The sequence below is a fragment of the Nevskia sp. genome, assembly GCF_021732705.1.
Classification (GTDB): Bacteria; Pseudomonadota; Gammaproteobacteria; order Nevskiales; family Nevskiaceae; genus Nevskia.
In genome coordinates, this window is record NZ_JAKFUM010000026.1 from 22,200 (window position 1) to 39,170 (window position 16,971).

Consider the following 16,971-nt stretch of genomic DNA (forward strand, 5'->3'; position numbering starts at 1 on the left):
CGCAGGTGATGTTGGCGACGGAACATGGCCGTCGCGCTGTTGATGTCTCGCATTCAAGGCTAATGAACCCCAGGTGCAGGCGGCGTCAATCGAACCGTCGTTCGCTCGTGACGACTAACCGCACGTCATGCCGCAAGCAACTCCGCCAGCATCGCCGCCACCGTCGTGGTCGCCCGCTTCAGATCGTTCAGCCGCAGGCACTCGTCGGCACCGTGGCCATTGGCTTCGGCCAGGGTCCGCGGGCCAGCGCCGTACAGCACGGTGGGAATGCCGGCGGCGGTGTAATGCCGCGCGTCGGTGTACAGCGGTACCCCGTGTTCGATGATCGACGTTCCGAAGTACGCCGCACCATGCTTTTGAAGGGCCGCGGTCAGCGTTTCGGCGCCCGGCAGCTTGACCAGCGGCTTCGCCAGCATCAGCCGCCGGATGTCGACGGTGATGCCCGGATAGCGCGCCGCGCTGTCGGCGATCAGCGTCCGCAGCGCGGCTTCGGCGACCTCGGCCGATTCCTCCGGAATGATTCGCCGGTCAAGCCGGAAGCTGACCTTGTCCGGCACGACATTGGTGTTGATGCCGCCGCTGATCAGGCCGATGTTCAGGGTGGGGCTGTCGATGCCATGCGTCGCCGAATGCTGGGTGGCCAGCGCTGCGCGAGAGGCGTAGAGCGCCGCCAGCACGCCGGTCGCCGCTTCCAGCGCATCGCGGCTGGACTTCGGCATCGCCGCGTGGCCCTGCTGGCCCTGCACCGTCACTTCCAGATGCAGGCAGCCGTTGTGCGCCGTGGTCACGGCATACGAGAAGCCGGCGGACAGGGCGTAGTCCGGCCGGCTGAGGCCATGCCGCAGCAGCCAGGCCGGGCCGATCTCGCCGCCCACTTCCTCGTCGTAGGTGAAATGCAGTTCGACGCGGCCGCGCAAGGCCAGCGCGCCCGCCGCCACCAGCCGCTGCAGCGCCCGCAGTGCGAAGGTATAGGTCGCGAAATCGGACTTGCTGACGGCGACCCCGCGGCCGTACATCACCGGCCCATGCTGCGGATCGTCGCGGACCACTGCGCCGTACGGATCGACCGACCAGCCAAGCCCCGGCGGCACCACGTCGCCATGCGCGTTCAGCGCGATGCAGGGCCCGCCATCGCCGAAGGCATGGCGCACGATCAGGTTTGAGGCCGAAATCATCTGCACTGCCGCCAGGTCGTCAGCCGGCACCGGATGCACTTCGACGGGATGCCCGAGCGCGGTCAGCAGTTCGGCCGCTCGGGCCCCGTGGGCGGCGCAATCGCCGGGCGGATTGTCGGTCGGCACCTTGACCAGTTCGGCGAGGAAGGCGGTGGCGGCGGCGAATTCGGATTCGACTTCGCGCAGGATGGCGCGCTGCAGGTCGTTCATGTCGGTTCGAGATGGGTGAGGAAATCGGCGAAGACTTGGGCGGCGATGTCGGCATCGCCCGCGCTCAAGGTTTCGTCCGGATGGTGACTGATGCCGCCGTTGCCGCAGCGCACGAACAGCATCGCGCTCGGCGTTAGGTTCGCCATCATCATGCAATCGTGCCCGGCGCCGCTCGGCAGGCGGCGGCTGGCCGTGATGCCGGTGACCCGCCGGATCGAAGAGTCCAGCGCGTCCTGCAGCGCCGGCGCGCAGGGGGTGGCATCGGCCCGCACGATCGGCACGACCGTCGCGGTGACGCCGCGGCGCGACGCGATCGTGTCGATCGCCCGCAGCACGTCGGCCGCCGCGGCATCGCGAACGGCGTCATCCGGTGCCCGCAGGTCGATCGACAGCTCGCAGCGCCCGGGAATCACGTTGACCGCGCCGCCGGGCACTTCGAGCAGGCCGACCGTGCCGACCAGCCCCGGCACCGCGCCGCAGCGCTGCTCGACCATCAGCACGATCTCGGCAGCGGCGGCGGCGGCATCGCGGCGCAGATGCATCGGCACCGTGCCGGCATGGCCGGCCAGCCCGGTGATCGATGCCCGATAGCGCAGGCTGCCGTTGATCGCGGTGACGACACCGACCGCGTGGCCTTCGTCGAGCAGCACAGGACCCTGCTCGATGTGGACCTCGACGAAGCCGAGCAGCGAGGCCGGATCGCGTGCGATGCCGGCGATCGCCGCCGGATCATGGCCCGCCGCGTTCAGCGCGTCGCGCATCGTCATACCGGCCCCGTCGATGCGGGCGAGCACGGCGGGATCGAAGCGCCCGGCGATGGCGCCGGAACCGAGGAAGGTCGACTTGAAGCGCACGCCTTCCTCTTCGCAGAAGCCGACGATCTCCAGATCGAACGGCAACGGCACACCGGCCTGCCGCAGCCGCCGCGCCACGACGATCGGCAGCACGATGCCGAGCCGGCCATCGAAATGACCGCCATTGATCACCGTGTCGTAGTGCGAGCCGGTGATCAGCGTTCGGGCATCCGGCTCCGCGCGGCGCCAGCGCCCGACGACGTTGCCGATGGCATCGATCTGCGCGTCCAGCCCGGCTTCGAGCATCCAGTCGCGCAGCAGCGCGGCGGTCGCTTGATGCACCGGCGTCAGGTAGGTGCAGGTCAGGCCATCGGCCTGCTCGCTGAGCGTGGCCAGCCGCGCGCACATCGCGAGGATTTCATCGCCGAACGGCTCGGAGACGCGATCGGCGAGCCGGAAGCCGGCGATGCGGCCGATCTCGTGCAGCGCGCGCGCCTGTTCGGTGGCGCGGTCGTTCGCGAGGCGTGCGGCGAGGCTCGCGATGATCGAGGCTCGCGTGTGGCCCTTCACCGCAAGAATGAACGGGAAGCCGAACCGCGCCCGGTACTCGGCGTTCAGGCGATGCAGGCTCGCGTATTCATCGGGCGAGCATTGCGACAGGCCAGCCCCGGCCTGCTCGCGGGTGGATGCCGCCGTCAGCGCACCGGCGATCGCCGCCTTGCCGGCCAGCTCCGGGTGGGCACGGATCAAGTCGAGTTGCCGTGCTTCCGGAGCGGCCAGCATCGCCGCGTTCAGGGCATCGAGCAGCGCCAGTTTCGATGCGAACGGTGCGGCGGCGAACGCGGCGTCGGCCACCCATGGCGAGTGCTCGTACAGGCCGTCGAGTGCGGCAACGAAGCCGGCGCGGTCCAGTCGGTTCAGCTCGGCCAGCGTGATCATGCGAGCGTCGGCGCCGGAAACCGCGCGCGCCAGTGATCGGCGATGTCGATGCGGCGCGTGATCCAGACGTGATCGTGTGCCTGCACGTGGTCGAGGAAGCGCTCCAGTGCCGCGATGCGCGCCGGGCGCCCGACGATGCGGCTGTGCAGGCCGATCGACAGCATCTTCGGCGCGTTCAGGCCGGCCGGATCGCCTTCGGCATACAGCGTGTCGAAGGCGTCGCGCAGGTAGTCGAAGAACTGCGTGCCCGAGTTGAAGCCCTGCGTTGCGGCGAAGCGCATGTCGTTGCTGTCGAGCGTGTACGGCACGACCAGATGCGGCTTGACGCCATCGGCGGTGGACACGCGCGTCCAGTACGGCAGGTCGTCGGCGTAGGAATCGGCGTCGTAGGCGAAGCCGCCGTGTTCGACCACCAGACGCCGCGTGTTCGGGCTGTCGCGCCCGGTGTACCAGCCGAGCGGCGCGGCGCCGGTCAGCTCCCGGATGATCGCGACCGCTTCGGCGAGATGCGCGCGCTCGGTGGCTTCGTCGACCTGCTGATAGCTGATCCAGCGCAGCCCGTGGCAGGCGATCTCGTGGCCCAGTTCCTTGAACGCCGCGACCGCTTCCGGATGACGTTCGAGCGCCATCGCCACCGCGAACACGGTCAGCGGCAGGCGGCGCTTCTCGAACGCCCGCAGCACGCGCCAGAGGCCGGCGCGCGCGCCGTATTCGTAGATCGATTCCATGCTCATGTGGCGCATCGGAAACGCCTGTGCGCCGATGATTTCCGACAGGAACGTTTCGGACGCCGCATCGCCATGCAGCACGCAGTTCTCGCCGCCTTCCTCGTGATTCAGCACGAACTGCAGCGCGATCCTCGCGCCGTTCGGCCACTGCGGATGCGGCGGCGTGCGGCCGTAGCCGATCAGGTCACGCGGGTAGGGGAAGTCGGTCATCGCGGGCTGCATGGTTTCATCGCTCGGCCGAGAATAAACGTCTGCCGGATCGCGCGGTCATCGCCCAGGGTCAGCAGTGCCATCAGCGTTTCCGGCAGGGTGCTGGCCAGACGGCAGCGGCGTTCGAGCAATGGCGTGGCGGCGAGATCGAGCACGATGAAATCCGCTTCGTGCCCCGGCTGGAACGAACCGATGCGGTGATCGAGCCCGAGAATCTTCGCGCCGCCCAGCGTCGCCAGATAGAACGCTCGCAGCGCGCTCAGCCGCTGCCCCTGCAGTTGCGCGACCTTGTAGGCCTCGTCCATCGTCCGCAGCAGGCTGAAGCTGGTGCCGCCGCCGACATCGCTGGCCAGCCCGTAACGCATGCCGCAGGCATCGGTCGCGGCGAGATCGAACAGGCCGCTGCCGAGGAAGAAGTTCGAGGTCGGCGAGAATGCGGCGGCGGCACCACTCGCGGCCATCCGTCGGCGGTCCGCGTCGTCCAGATAGATGCAGTGGGCGTAGATCGCGCGATCTCTAAGCAGGCCGACGCGGTCGTAGACATCGAGATAGCTGCGCGCGTCGGGGAACAGTTCGCGCGCCCACGTGATCTCGTCGCGGTTCTCGGCAACGTGGCTGTGGATGAAGACATCCGGAAACTCGCGGGCCAGACGGCCTGCGCTGGCAAGCTGTTCCGGTGTCGAAGTCGGTGCGAAGCGCGGCGTGATCGCGTAATGCAGGCGATCGCTGCCGTGCCAGCGCTCGATCAGTGCTCGGCTGTCTCGCTCGCCGGATTCGCAGGTGTCGCGCAGGAAGTCCGGGCAGTGACGATCCATCAGCACCTTGCCGGCGATCATCCGCAGTCGGCGCGCGCGTGCGGCCTCGAAGAAGACATCGACCGAGGCCTTGTGCACCGTCCCGAAAACGAGTGCCGTGGTTGTGCCATTGCGCAGCAGTTCGTCGAGAAAGAACTCGGCGACTTCCGCGGCGTGCGCGGCATCGGCAAAACGGCGCTCGGCCGGGAATACGTAGTCGTTAAGCCAGTCGAGCAACTGCCGGCCGCTCGAGGCGATGACATCGGTCTGCGGGTAGTGCAGATGCGTGTCGACGAAGCCCGGCAGCAGCAGCGCATCCGGATGCGCGGTGACGGTCACGTCCGGACCGAGTGTCGGCAGCAGATCGCCGGCAGGGCCGCAGGCGGCGACGCAGCCGTCTTCGATCAGCAGCAGACCGTCGAGCCAGTATTCGTATGCGCGGGCGTCGGTCCCATCGCCCGGATCGCGGAGGAAATGCAGGATCGCACCGCGATGCGCGGAAACCGTAGGTTTGCTCATGGCGTGCTGGCCCAGCGCAGCAGTTCGGCGCGTTCGTCCGGGGTCATCGCGGTCAGGTTGCCCGGGGGCATGGCGCCGCTCTGCAGTTGCGCGGCGATCAGGCTGCGCTTTGCGTGCGCGCGTTCGGGGGTATCGAACATCGCGCCGTTCGGCGCGGCGGCAAGACCGGCGAAGCGGGGCTGCGCGGCATGGCAGGTGGTGCAGCGGGCCGCCAAGATGGCTTGCGCTCGTTCAGCCGTCACTGGCGCGGCCGCAGTCGATGCCGCGGTCATTGGCTGCAACATGGCGGCTGTCGCGACGATCGCGGCAAGCCCGATGATCAATGCCACGGGTGAGGTCTTGCCGTCACGCTCGCGCGCCCGGTGGCGCAGCACGAACCAGTGCCGGATCGCCGCGCCGCCGACACACAGCAGGATCAGCGCGATCCAGTTCGACGGTCCGCCGTAGGTGGTCGCGTAATGGTTGCTGATCATCGTGAACAGCACCGGCAGCGTGAAATAGGTGTTGTGCACCGAGCGCTGCTTGCCGTGCTTGCCGTGGATCGGGTCCGGCAATTGGCCGGCGCGGATCGCGGCCACCATCTTGCGCTGCCCCGGAATGATCACGAAGAAGACGTTCGCCACCATCATCGTGCCGAGCATCGCGCCGAAGTGCAGGAAGGCACCCCGGCCGCTGAAGGTCTGGCACAGCGCCCACGCGGCAAGCCCGAGCAAGCCGGCGATGCTGAGGCCGAGTGCGCGCTCGCTGCGCGCCAGCGGCGAGCGGCACAGCGCGTGATAGATCAGCCAGCCGCCGACAAGAAAGCCGAGCCCGACGGCGACGCCGCCGAAGCCACCCGGCGCCAGCCGGGTCGGATCGAGCAGGCTGACTTCTGGCGATCGGTAGTAGACGAGGCACAGCAGCAGGAAGCCGGTCAGCCAGGTGCTGTAGGCCTCCCAGTAGAACCAGTGCAGCGTGTCGGGGACGCGCCGGGGTCCGGCCGGTCCGTACTTCTGCGGGTTGTAGAAGCCGCCGCCATGCACCGCCCACAGCTCGCCGCCGACGCCCTTGGCCTTCAGCGCGTCGTCGCTCGGTGCGTCGAGATGATTGTCGAGCCAGACGAAGTAAAAGCTGGCGCCGATCCACGCGATGCCGACGACGACATGCGTCCAGCGCGCCAGCAAGCTGAAGAAATCGATCCAGTACGCGGCCATGATTCAGGGCAGGGATGAGGTCTCGACGCGAGACTGGCCGCAGCTTGCGCAGCCATGCGCCACATCGATCCGGCAATCGTCGAGCGCGCGGTCGTGGACGATGCCGGCAGGCTTCACGTCGAGACCTTGCAGCAACTGCGCGGCGACACCAACCGCGATCGCCGCCGGCAGCTTGCTGGCGATGCCGGCGATGCCCACCGGGCAGACCAGCGGCGCCAGCCGTTCGCGGCTCAAGCCGTCCTTCAGCAGACGCGAGCGGAAGCGCGCCGCCTTGCTCGCCGACCCGATGACGCCGACGAACGCTGCATCGCCCCGCGCGAGGATCGCCCGACACAGCGCGTAGTCGATCCGGTGGTCATGGGTCATCACGAGATAGCGGCAGCCGGGCGGGGCGCTGGCCACGCACGCTGCCGGCTGCGCCGCCACGATGGTGCCGACGGATTCCGCCAGCGCAGCCGGAAACAGGTCGGGCCGCGAATCGATCCAGGTGATCCGGAACGGCAGCGCGGCCATGATCGGCACCAGCGCCTGACCGACATGGCCGGCTCCGAACAGCCACAGCGGCGCGAGTGCCGGACTCAGGCGTTCGATGAAGGTGCAGTCAGCGTCACCGTCGTGCGCGATCAACTGCGGACGCGTGGCAGATGGATCGAAGTGCCAGCGCCGCGCGATGCGTCCAGCGTCCAGTCGCGATTCCAGCACCGCGGCTTCGGCTGCGCGCAGTTGCCGCACGGCGTCGTCGAGGAACGTGCGATCCGCCTGCGTGTAGCGCTCGCTCCACAGCTCCACCACGCCGCCGCAGCACTGGCCGAGCTCGCGGCCCAGCAGGTGCCGGGTCAGCCTGCCGTCGGTCCGGGGGCTGTCGAGCAGGACACGAGCGTCGGCCATTGCCTGCCATTCGAGACTGCCGCCGCCGATCGTGCCGACGATCCGATCGTGCGTGACCAGCATCGAAGCGCCGGCCTCTCGCGGTGCCGAGCCGCGAACCCGGGCGATGACGACGCGGACCACGGCCTCGTGCTCGCGCAGCAGGTCGAGCGCCGCGCGCGGCCAGTTCATCAGTGTCGATGGCGCCGTCGATGTCACCGGCGTCGCGCGTGCCGACACGGATTGCAGCACGGCGCTCATGTCGAGCCCTCGCCGCGGACCGCCATCACGGCCTTCAGCACGGCTTCCGGCGTCGCCGGCGATGGCAGGTTCGGCAGCACGCTGCCATCGCCGCAGGCGGCGACGGCATCCCGAATCGCGTGCAGCACCGAGATCGCCAGCATCAATGGCGGCTCGCCGACCGCCTTCGAGCGATGAATCGTGTCCTCGCGGTTCGGCTCCTGCGCCAGCAGCGCCACGCGCGTGTCCTGCGCCCAGTCGCGCGCGGTCGGAATCTTGTAGGTCGATGGCGCGTGGGTCTTCAGCTCGCCGTTCGCGTTCCACCACAGTTCCTCGGTGGTCAGCCAGCCGACGCCCTGCAGGAAGCCGCCCTCGATCTGGCCGCGATCCAGCGCCGGATTCAGCGAGCGACCGACGTCGTGCAGGATGTCGGCGCGCAGCAGTCGTGTTTCGCCGGTCAAGGTGTCGATCGCGACTTCAGCAACCGCTGCGCCATACGCGAAGTAGAAGAACGGCCGGCCACTGAACGTGGTGCGATCCCAGTGGATCTTCGGCGTGCGGTAGAAACCGGTCGCCGACAGCTGCACGCGGGCGAGATAGGCCTGCTTCGCGAGATCGGCGAAGCGGATGCGCTCCGCGCCGATCTGCACCCAGCCTTGATCGAAGCGGATGTCGCTGCGGGTCACGCGATACGTGGTGCAGGCGAAGTTCAGCAGGCGTTCGCGGATGGTGCGGGCCGCCGCCTGCGCGGCCTTGCCGTTCAGATCGGAGCCACTCGAAGCAGCCGTCGCGGAGGTATTCGGCACGGTGCCGGTATCGGTCGCCGTCACCCGGATGGCCGACACCGGCAGGCCCAGTTCCTCGGCGACGATCTGCACGATCTTCGTGTGCAGGCCCTGGCCCATCTCCGTGCCGCCGTGATTGATCCGCACGCTGCCGTCCTTGTAGACATGCAGCAGCGCGCCCGCCTGGTTGTAGAACGTGGCGTTGAACGAGATGCCGAACTTCACCGGTGTCAGCGCCAGCCCGCGCTTGACCACCGGATTCGCCGCGTTCCACTCGGCGATTGCGCGGCGACGGCGGCGATAGTCGCTGCTCGCTTCGAGCTGATCGGTGATCGTGTGCAGCACGTTGTCTTCGACCGTCATGCCGTACGGCGTGACGTTGCGCGTGTGCAGGCCGTAGTAGTTCGCGCGGCGCACGGCGAGGGCATCGCGGCCGAGCGTGCGGGCGATGTCCTCGATGATCTGCTCGATCACCATCATGCCCTGCGGTCCGCCGAAGCCGCGAAATGCAGTGTTCGACACCGTATGCGTCTTGCAGCGATGCGACACGATTTCGACGTGTTCGAGGTAGTAGGCGTTGTCGATGTGGCAGACCGCGCGGTCGTTGACCGGGCCGCTGAGGTCGGCCGAATAGCCGCAGCGCGAGGCCAGCATCACGGTCAGCGCGGTGATTCGGCCCTCGGCATCGAAGCCGACATCGTAGTCGGCGAGAAAGTCGTGGCGCTTGCCAGTCATCAGCATGTCGGCGGCACGATCGAGCCGCAGCTTGACCGGTCGCCCGGTCTTGTTCGCGAGCACGGCCGCCGCCGCCGCGATCAAGGCGGCCTGGCTTTCCTTGCCGCCGAAGCCGCCGCCCATGCGCCGGCATTGCACGGTGACATCCTGCAGCGCGCGGCCGAGCGCATGCGCGACCACGTGCTGCACTTCGGTCGGATGCTGGGTCGAGCTGTGCACCAGCATCACGCCATCTTCCTGCGGGATCGCGATCGCGATGTGCCCTTCGAGATACAGATGGTCCTGACCGCCGATGACCACGGTGCCGCTCAGGCGATGCGCGGCCGACCCCAGCTGTTGATGTGGGCTGCCGCGCACCAGCGTCTGCGTCGGCATGACGTGACTATCTGCAGCCAGCGCGCTGCGAATGTCGAGGATCGCCGGCAGGCGTTCGAACTCGAACTGCGCGCGTTGCGCCGCCTTCCGCGCGGCGAGGTGCGAGCTGGCCGCGACCGCGAACATCGGCTGGCCCGCGTACTGCACGAGGCCATCGGCGAAGATTGGATCGTCCGGAATGATGCCGCCGTAGTTGTTGTCGCCCGGAATGTCGGCTGCCGTGGCGACGGCAACGACTCCGGGAGCCGACAGCACCTGCGTCAGGTCTGCCGACCGCACATGGCCATGCGCGATCGGGCTCAGGCCGAACACCGCATGCAGCGCGTTGGCGGGCAGCGGCAGGTCGTCGCAGTAGACAGCGCGGCCGCTGACATGCAGGTGCGCGCTTTCGTGGCGCAGATCGTCGCCGACACGCGCCGTGACAACCGGTTTCGACAGGCTCATCGCGGCTGCAACGCGCTGACGCGCAGCGACGCCGCGCTGGCGGAATCGTGTTCCCGCGCAAAGCGTCGCAGCAGATTGCCGGCGGCGATCAGCCGGTAATCGCGCGTTGCGCGCAGATCGCTCAGTGGCTGGAAATCCTGTCGCAGCGCCTCGGCCGCGTCATCGAAGACGGCGTGTGACCACGGCTGGCCGATCAGGGCCGCCTCGGCCTGCGGCGCGCGTGCCGGGATTGCCGCCATGCCGCCGAACGCGAGGCGGGCATCGACGATCACGCCGTCGATGACGGTCACCGCGAAGCCGGCGCAGACCGCCGAGATGTCCTGATCGACCCGCTTCGACAGCTTGTACGACGCCAGTCGCAGACCCGGTCGCGCGTGCGGAACGGTGACCGACACGATGAACTCGCCGGCGGCCAGATCCTTGCGCTGATAGCCGAGATAGAACGCATCGAGCGGCACCGAGCGGCTGCTCGGCCCGCAGCGCAGGTTCATGCGCGCGCCGAGCGCGATCAGCGCCGGCATCGAATCACCGATCGGCGAACCGTTGCCGAGATTGCCGCACAAGGTTGCGCTGTTGTTGACCAGGGGCGACGCGAAGCGACGGGCCAGATCGTCCAGCGCCGGGTGCGCCGCGACGAGCACGGGCCAGGCGTCGCTGAAGGTCACGGCAGCACCGACGGTGATGCCGGCGTCGTCCTGCCGGATCGCCTGCAGTTCGGCGACGTTGCCGAGATAGATCAGCGACGGCAATTCGCGCAGTTGCTGGGTGATCCACAAGCCGATGTCGGTGCCGCCGGCCAGCAGCGTGGCGTCGGGCTGTGCGGCACGGGCTTCGGCGAGTTCATCGAGCGTGCGCGGGGCCGTGAAGCCGGGCACGGCGAGCGCGGTGCTGCGCTGGATCGACTGCAGCGCCGCCACGCGCGCTGCGGACTGCGCATCGCGTCGCGACCAGCGCGTGGTTTCGGTCGATGGCGGCACCGCCAGCGCGGCATCGATGATCGGCCGATAGCCCGTGCAGCGGCAGAGATTGCCGGACAGCGCGTCGACGACCTGGTCGCGCGTCGGGGCCGGATTCTCAAGGTTCAGCGCAAACAGGCTCATGACGAATCCCGGCGTGCAGAAGCCGCACTGTGAGGCATGGCAGTCGACCATCGCCTGCTGCACCGGGTGCAGCGGCTGATCCGCTGCGGCCAGGCTTTCGACCGTGACCAGCTCCAGCCCGTCGATCGTCGGCAATAGCCGGATGCAGCTGTTGATCGCGCGGTGGCGGATGCCGCCATCGCGCAGCTCGCCGATGACGACCGTGCAGGCGCCGCAGTCGCCTTCGTTGCAGCCTTCCTTGGTGCCGCAGCGGCCGCGGTGTTCGCGCAGCCATTCGAGCACGGTCGTGGTCGGCGGCAGGTCGGCGACGCGCACGACTTCGCCGTCGAGCAGGAACTGGAGCGTGCGGGAATCGGCAGCGGCAGACATGGCCGCTCAGCTGCCTCGGTACGTGGAATAGCTCCACGGCGAAATCAGCAACGGCACGTGATAGTTCGCGGCAGGATCGGCGATGCCGAAGCGGATCGGGACCTGGTCGAGAAACGGCGGTTCGGGCAGGGACTGGCCCTGGGCGCGGAAGTACGCGCCGGCCTCGAACACGAGTTCATAGATGCCGGCGATCAGCGTCTGGTCCGCCAGCAGCGGCTGATCGACCCGGCCATCGGCATTGGTCATGAATTCAAGCAGTTGCGTGCGGGAATCGGCGATGCGGAAGAGCGCGGCGCGCAAACCTGCGGCTGGTCTTCCGGCGGCGGTGTCGAGTACGTGAGTGGTCAGCTTGGCCATGTCCGAGTGTGCCGCGTTTTGCGTTCGAGAGGCATCGATTTGCGTCGTGCAGAGTGCGCAAACAGCGTGCCGCAAAACGAAAACGGCGAGCGACCCACCGTGCAGTGGATCGCCCGCCGTTCAGAGCGGACTACTTCGGGGAACGCTGGCCCTTAGTAGGTCGCGCGCAGGCTGGCGCCCGAGTACGCGGCGTAGCCATTCAGCAGGATGTAGTACGTGCCGGCCACCGGCGCGTTGAACGTGCAGGTCTCGGCATTGCCGGTCCGGAACGGACGGCAGTCGTAGGTGGCGGTGGTCGGACGCGCGCCGCGACGCACGTACAGATCCAGATCGCCGGTGCCGCCGCTGGTCACGACGCTCAGGGTGGTGCGGCCGGCCGGCACGGTGATCGTGTAGAACCGCTGGCTGCCAGTTGCGCCGCTGATGCCGGTGACCGTGACGCCGTTGGTCAGCGCAACGTCACCCGTGCCACCGCCGCCCGAACCCGGCGTCGGCACTGCGACATTGACGGCCTGCCAGGCATTGGCAACCGAGGTCTGGATCGCCGTCGAGTAGCCGAACTGCTGCGCCGCCAGCACCGTCGCGTTGCCGGCCTGCAGGAACGTCGAGCTCGGCGTCAGGATGTTGACCTGGGCCTGGTAGAAGATGCGGATCGCGGTGGCGAGACCGACGCCGGTGACATTCACCGTCGTGCGACCACGCGGATGCGTGCCGCCCTGCGACAGCAAGTAGAACGCCAGGTTGGCGATGCCCGAGCTGAGATGGACATCGACGTTGCCGGACGTGCTGGTGTAGTAGTCCAGCGAGGCGCCATCACGGGCCGGATCGTTCATGAAGCGCAAGCCTGGCGGCAGGATGTCTTCGCCGACAGCCCAGGTTCCCGACGAAATCGGCAGCGAGCCGTTGCTGCCGCCGTCGACATAGGACTCGACGAACGCGCCGAAGATGTCGGAGTAGGCTTCGTTCAGGCCGCCGGACTGGCCGCTGTAGATCAGGCCGGACTCGTTCTCGGTGACCGCGTGCGTCAGCTCGTGGCCGGTGACATCGACGCTACGCGCCAGCGGCAGGCAGCCCTGAGCCGAGTTGCCGTCGCCGAACACCATCTGCGTGCCGTTCCAGAAGGCATTGCAGTAGTTGTTGCTGTAGTGGACCGAGCTGGTCAGCGTGGCGCCCGCATTGTTGTACGAATCACGGTTCCAGAACGCGCGATAGGCGTTGTAGGTGGCGCCGGTGTTGTCGTACGCGGCGTTGACGTCGGTATCGGTCGTCGCGGCCTGGCCTTCGCTGCGGCGCAGGGTGCCGGGCAGGGTGGTGCCGTTGTTCGACGAATGGACGCGACGGTTCAGCACGTGGTGGATCTGCGGGTGCACGCCGACGACGTTGCCGGTGGCGGCGTCGATGAACACCTTGTCACGGACCGGGTCCTGACCGCGGGTGCCGGTGAACTCGGACTCGTAGGCCTTGAACAGCTGGCCTTCCGGCGACACGAAATAGACCAGACGCGCCGGGCCGCTCTTCAGGCCGACCAGGTTCGGTTCGGCGCCGGCAAACGACAGCGCAGCCGCTTCGCCGATGTCCTTGCCGCCAGCGAGGCTGGAGACGCCGCCGCGGGCGTTGCCGTTGATGGCGTTGATCGTGCCCTTGCTGTCGAGGTGGACGATCAGATCGCCGCCGACGACATCGACGCCGCGGTAGGTCTGGCGATACTTGACGTGCTTGTTGCCCGCCTCGTCGACATTGACCTTGAGCAGCTTGAGATCCGACGGCGCCAGACGGAACGCGGCGAGCGCCGGAACGAGCTGGGCGCGCAGCGCCGAATCGGTGGCGGCAGCGTCCTTGCCGGCAATCGCGTCGACACGGCCGAGATCGCCGCGCAGGAACGTCGGCAGGCCATCGCTGGCCACGTCGAGCACTTCAGCGCCGCGCAGCGCCGACAGCGCGGCCGCGATGTCAACCGGCGTCTTTCCCTTCAATGCATCGGTAGCAACGACCGATTTCGGCGCGGCGGCGGTGGCGGTCAGCGCAACCGACGCTGCCAGACCGGTCGCCAGCGACCCCAGAACAGCTTTTCCAATGAGCTTTTTCAACGGATTTCCCCCTGATTGATTTCATCAACGACGGGTCGGCGCAGATTGCGCCGGGAGCCCGCACCTCGGTGATTCCGCGACCGGCATGCCCGCACGACACGGCACGGCCCGGAATCATTCGTCACGAAAAGCAAAGGAAGACTCGACCTACGCAAAGCGGGAGCGTTGCGGCGCTCCTGTCGTTACGGAAGCTTCATCTTTGTGAGTGTCATGTCACTGCAACAAGCGGTCCAAACTAGTCCGAAAGCAAGCAGGACTGAATTCAGTCTTGATCGATGACAATCCGGACGCCCAAACTGAACAAGTGGGACCCACTTTTCATGACCTGAATCAAGTTCTTGAGCACTTTCAGCGGGAAAGGGTCAGGGCCTGCAGCGTGTCGGAATCGTCCCTGCGCGAATCAAAACGGGGCGCCCCCGCACAGTCGTGATGCACGACCGAAATTTGGCGCGAATCCGGCATTTTCTGATCATAGTTTCGACAAGTTCCGGACATTCGCCTGTCCGGACCGGACGGGCCGCCGCGCTCGATCCGGAAGCATTCGCGGCTGGCCCGACAGGCCACCGAGCCTGCGGAATGCCGGGCAAGCGGTCGGCGGGCGGGGTCGGCGTTCGCTGTTGCCGGGCGCCGGCTAGGGCCCGTCGAGATGGCCCAGGATCGCGGTCTTCAGCGGCCCGAACCGCGTCCACGGAATGAAGTGATTGGTTACCGGCAGTTCGATCACGTTCACGGCTGGCGCCGACGACAGCACCTGCCGGGCAAACCGACCGGTGGCCAGCGGCACTTCGGCATCGTCGGTTCCGAGCAGCAGGCTGACGCGCTGACCGACCTTCGGCCACAGCGGCTGCATCTCGCGCAGTTCCTCCGCAAGCCGCAGGTACTCGCGGTTGAAGACGACGATCTCGCGCGGCAGCAGCCAAGTCACCGGTGCCAGATCGGCGAGGTACTGGAACCACGATTCCTGCTGCAGGTTCGGGTCCAGCGGCGCGGCGGTCATGACCAGATCGGTGATCCGGTCGGGATACGCCATCGCCATCCGCGCGATCAGCGCGCCGGCCAGGGCGTGGCCGACCAGCACCACGCGCTGGCCGGGCTGCGCGCGGTCCAGCAGCGGCGCCAGCATGCGGGCTTGCGCGGCAAAGCCAAGCACGGCGTCGCCGCTGCCCGAGTCGCCGAAGCCCGGTCGGTCCATCGCGATCAGGTCGGCCTTCGCCTGCAGGTCCGGGTCGTTCAGGTAGGGCACCCAGGTGCGCCACAAGCCGGGCGAGCCGTGAACGAAGATCACGAGCGGCCGGGCCGTCTCCGGCTGGGCAAGCTCGACATAGCGGATGCTGCGGCCATCGACCGTGTATTGCCGCAGGGCATCCGGGCGGGCTGCGAGCAGCCGCGCGGCGCCGTCGATCGACGGCTGCTCCGCATCGCGGATTTCCTTCGGCATGAAGGTCATGACGTCGGCCCGGGCGGGCAGCGTCAAGAACGCCAGCGCGGCAAGCGCGGACAGGCAGCGAAGCAGGGCAGTCATCGGGTCACGGCTCCGGCCGATCGGGACAGGATCGTTCGATCATGCCCTGCGGCACCGTGGGCGGCGAGGGCTCAGTCGTCGCGCATTTCGAGACTGCGGTTGATGCCGAGCGCCATCAAGGTGCCGACCGCGCCCGACAGCAGATAGACGCCGACATAACCGACGCCGAAGCGGCTGGCGATGAACAGCGCGGCCAGCGGCGCGAACGCGGCGCCGACCAGCCAGGCGAGGTCGGACGTGATGATGGCGCCGCTGTAACGGTAGCGGCTCGGGAACGTCGAATTGATCGCGCCGGCGGCCTGCGCGTGGGTGAAGCCGAGCAGCACGAAGCCGCCGAGCACGAACAGCAGTGCGCCGATCAGGCTGCCGTTGACGAACACCGGCAGCAGCCCGACGAGGCTGAACAACGCGATCATGCCCGCCCCGAGCGCCAGGGTGGCGCGGCGGCCGATGCGGTCGGCGATCTGCCCCGACAGCAGCATGCCGACGATGCACAGCAGCGCGCCGAACATCTGCACGCTCAGACATTCGACGACACTGACTTTTTCGGTGGTCAGCAGCGTGACCCACGACAGCGGGAACACGGTGACCACGTGGAACAGCGCGAAGCTGGCGAGCGGCGCGAACGCGCCGAGCACGATGCTGGCGCGCTGGGTGCGCAGCAGTTCACCGGTCGGCGACGGTTCGAGCGCACGGGTCTGCAGCAGCGCGGTGAACTCCGGCGTCACGACGAGGCGCAGGCGGGCGAACAGCGCAACGACATTGATCGCGAACGCCACCGCGAACGGATAGCGCCAGCCCCAGTCGAGAAAATCGGCCGGCGTCAGCGACGACACCAGAAACGCGAACAGGCCGGCGGCGATGAAGAAGCCGATCGGCCCGCCGAGCTGCGGCAGCATCGCGTACCAGCCGCGGCGATTCTCGGGCGCGTTCAATGCCAGCAGCGATGGCAGGCCATCCCAGCTGCCGGCGATGCCAAAGCCCTGCGCCATCCGCATCAGCGCCAGCAGCACGATCGACCACTCGCCCAGTGTCTTGTAGCTGGGCAGGAACGCGATGCCGGCGGTCGCCGTGCCGAGCACGAACAGCGCAATCGTTAGCTTCGCGCCGCGGCCGTAACGCTCGTGAATCACGCGGAACAGCGACGAGCCGAATGGGCGCGCGATGAACGCGAGCGAAAAGATCGCGAACGAATAGAACGTCGCGGTCTTGGCATCGACAAACGGGAAGAACACCGCCGGGAACACCAGCACCGAGGCGATGCCGAAGACGAAAAAGTCGAACATCTCCGACAGTCGGCCGATGACGACACCGATGGCGATCTCGCCGGGCGACACGGCATCGTGGGCCGACGCCGTCGGCGACGGCAGATCGGAGCTGGAAGAGGCGGTCGTCAGGGCCATCGGACGCAATCCGGGTGCGGGCCGGGGATTTCCGGCGACGAAACTGTCGCACGAGCGGCGGCGCGCGCCCATTGGACAATTGGTCCAATCGCGCGCTCGGGGACGGCAGCCCAGACTTCGCCTCG

The 16,971-nt window shown here is 67.9% G+C and carries 12 protein-coding genes; all 12 read right to left on the bottom strand.

The window, feature by feature from the left end:
- Positions 1 to 125: 125 nt before the first annotated feature.
- The 12 genes from QZ951_RS20070 to QZ951_RS20125 all read right to left on the bottom strand — a co-directional run bounded on the left by QZ951_RS20070 (position 126) and on the right by QZ951_RS20125 (position 16,846).
- On the bottom strand, positions 126 to 1,385 hold the full coding sequence (locus QZ951_RS20070) for a M20/M25/M40 family metallo-hydrolase (protein WP_293003879.1): 1,260 nt from the start codon (positions 1,383 to 1,385) through the stop codon (positions 126 to 128).
- Positions 1,382 to 3,118, bottom strand: coding sequence for an allantoate amidohydrolase (locus QZ951_RS20075; RefSeq protein WP_293003881.1), 1,737 nt, complete (start codon positions 3,116 to 3,118; stop codon positions 1,382 to 1,384). The genes QZ951_RS20070 and QZ951_RS20075 overlap by 4 nt, the downstream gene beginning before the upstream one ends.
- Positions 3,115 to 4,056, bottom strand: coding sequence for an allantoinase PuuE (gene puuE / locus QZ951_RS20080; protein ID WP_293003883.1), 942 nt, complete (start codon positions 4,054 to 4,056; stop codon positions 3,115 to 3,117). The genes QZ951_RS20075 and puuE overlap by 4 nt, the downstream gene beginning before the upstream one ends.
- Positions 4,053 to 5,369, bottom strand: a complete 1,317-nt coding sequence (gene guaD, locus QZ951_RS20085) for a guanine deaminase (protein ID WP_293003885.1) — start codon at positions 5,367 to 5,369, stop codon at positions 4,053 to 4,055. Before guaD ends, puuE begins: the two co-directional genes overlap by 4 nt.
- Positions 5,366 to 6,562 carry a urate hydroxylase PuuD gene (locus tag QZ951_RS20090; RefSeq protein ID WP_293003887.1) on the bottom strand — a complete coding sequence of 399 codons (1,197 nt, stop codon included), beginning with the start codon at positions 6,560 to 6,562 and terminating at the stop codon, positions 5,366 to 5,368. The genes guaD and QZ951_RS20090 overlap by 4 nt, the downstream gene beginning before the upstream one ends.
- 3 nt (positions 6,563 to 6,565) lie before the next feature.
- Complete coding sequence (gene xdhC, locus QZ951_RS20095; RefSeq protein WP_293003889.1) at positions 6,566 to 7,690, bottom strand: xanthine dehydrogenase accessory protein XdhC; 1,125 nt, start codon at positions 7,688 to 7,690, stop codon at positions 6,566 to 6,568.
- A complete protein-coding gene (gene xdhB / locus QZ951_RS20100) occupies positions 7,687 to 10,008 on the bottom strand; it encodes a xanthine dehydrogenase molybdopterin binding subunit (protein WP_293003892.1) in 2,322 nt (773 codons plus the stop codon). The genes xdhC and xdhB overlap by 4 nt, the downstream gene beginning before the upstream one ends.
- Positions 10,005 to 11,477 carry a xanthine dehydrogenase small subunit gene (gene xdhA, locus QZ951_RS20105; protein ID WP_293003894.1) on the bottom strand — a complete coding sequence of 491 codons (1,473 nt, stop codon included), beginning with the start codon at positions 11,475 to 11,477 and terminating at the stop codon, positions 10,005 to 10,007. Before xdhA ends, xdhB begins: the two co-directional genes overlap by 4 nt.
- A 6-nt stretch (positions 11,478 to 11,483) precedes the next feature.
- Positions 11,484 to 11,834, bottom strand: coding sequence for a hydroxyisourate hydrolase (gene uraH, locus QZ951_RS20110; RefSeq protein WP_293003896.1), 351 nt, complete (start codon positions 11,832 to 11,834; stop codon positions 11,484 to 11,486).
- 152 nt (positions 11,835 to 11,986) lie between these two features.
- The gene (locus QZ951_RS20115; protein WP_293003898.1) at positions 11,987 to 13,921 is read right to left on the bottom strand and encodes a M4 family metallopeptidase; all 1,935 of its coding nucleotides are present in this window, start codon (positions 13,919 to 13,921) and stop codon (positions 11,987 to 11,989) included.
- 631 nt (positions 13,922 to 14,552) lie between these two features.
- Positions 14,553 to 15,443, bottom strand: a complete 891-nt coding sequence (locus QZ951_RS20120; protein WP_293003900.1) for an alpha/beta fold hydrolase — start codon at positions 15,441 to 15,443, stop codon at positions 14,553 to 14,555.
- Positions 15,444 to 15,514: 71 nt separating this feature from the next.
- On the bottom strand, positions 15,515 to 16,846 hold the full coding sequence (locus QZ951_RS20125) for an MFS transporter (RefSeq protein ID WP_293003902.1): 1,332 nt from the start codon (positions 16,844 to 16,846) through the stop codon (positions 15,515 to 15,517).
- Positions 16,847 to 16,971: the final 125 nt, after the last annotated feature.

Bases quoted from the DNA above. Each gene is read 5' to 3' on its own strand.
- QZ951_RS20070 (WP_293003879.1), bottom strand. From the start codon at position 1,385: ATGAACGACCTGCAGCGCGCCATCCTGCGCGAAGTCGAATCCGAATTC.
- QZ951_RS20075 (WP_293003881.1), bottom strand. From the start codon at position 3,118: ATGATCACGCTGGCCGAGCTGAACCGACTGGACCGCGCCGGCTTCGTT.
- puuE (WP_293003883.1), bottom strand. From the start codon at position 4,056: ATGACCGACTTCCCCTACCCGCGTGACCTGATCGGCTACGGCCGCACG.
- guaD (WP_293003885.1), bottom strand. From the start codon at position 5,369: ATGAGCAAACCTACGGTTTCCGCGCATCGCGGTGCGATCCTGCATTTC.
- QZ951_RS20090 (WP_293003887.1), bottom strand. From the start codon at position 6,562: ATGGCCGCGTACTGGATCGATTTCTTCAGCTTGCTGGCGCGCTGGACG.
- xdhC (WP_293003889.1), bottom strand. From the start codon at position 7,690: ATGAGCGCCGTGCTGCAATCCGTGTCGGCACGCGCGACGCCGGTGACA.
- xdhB (WP_293003892.1), bottom strand. From the start codon at position 10,008: ATGAGCCTGTCGAAACCGGTTGTCACGGCGCGTGTCGGCGACGATCTG.
- xdhA (WP_293003894.1), bottom strand. From the start codon at position 11,477: ATGTCTGCCGCTGCCGATTCCCGCACGCTCCAGTTCCTGCTCGACGGC.
- uraH (WP_293003896.1), bottom strand. From the start codon at position 11,834: ATGGCCAAGCTGACCACTCACGTACTCGACACCGCCGCCGGAAGACCA.
- QZ951_RS20120 (WP_293003900.1), bottom strand. From the start codon at position 15,443: ATGACTGCCCTGCTTCGCTGCCTGTCCGCGCTTGCCGCGCTGGCGTTC.
- QZ951_RS20125 (WP_293003902.1), bottom strand. From the start codon at position 16,846: ATGGCCCTGACGACCGCCTCTTCCAGCTCCGATCTGCCGTCGCCGACG.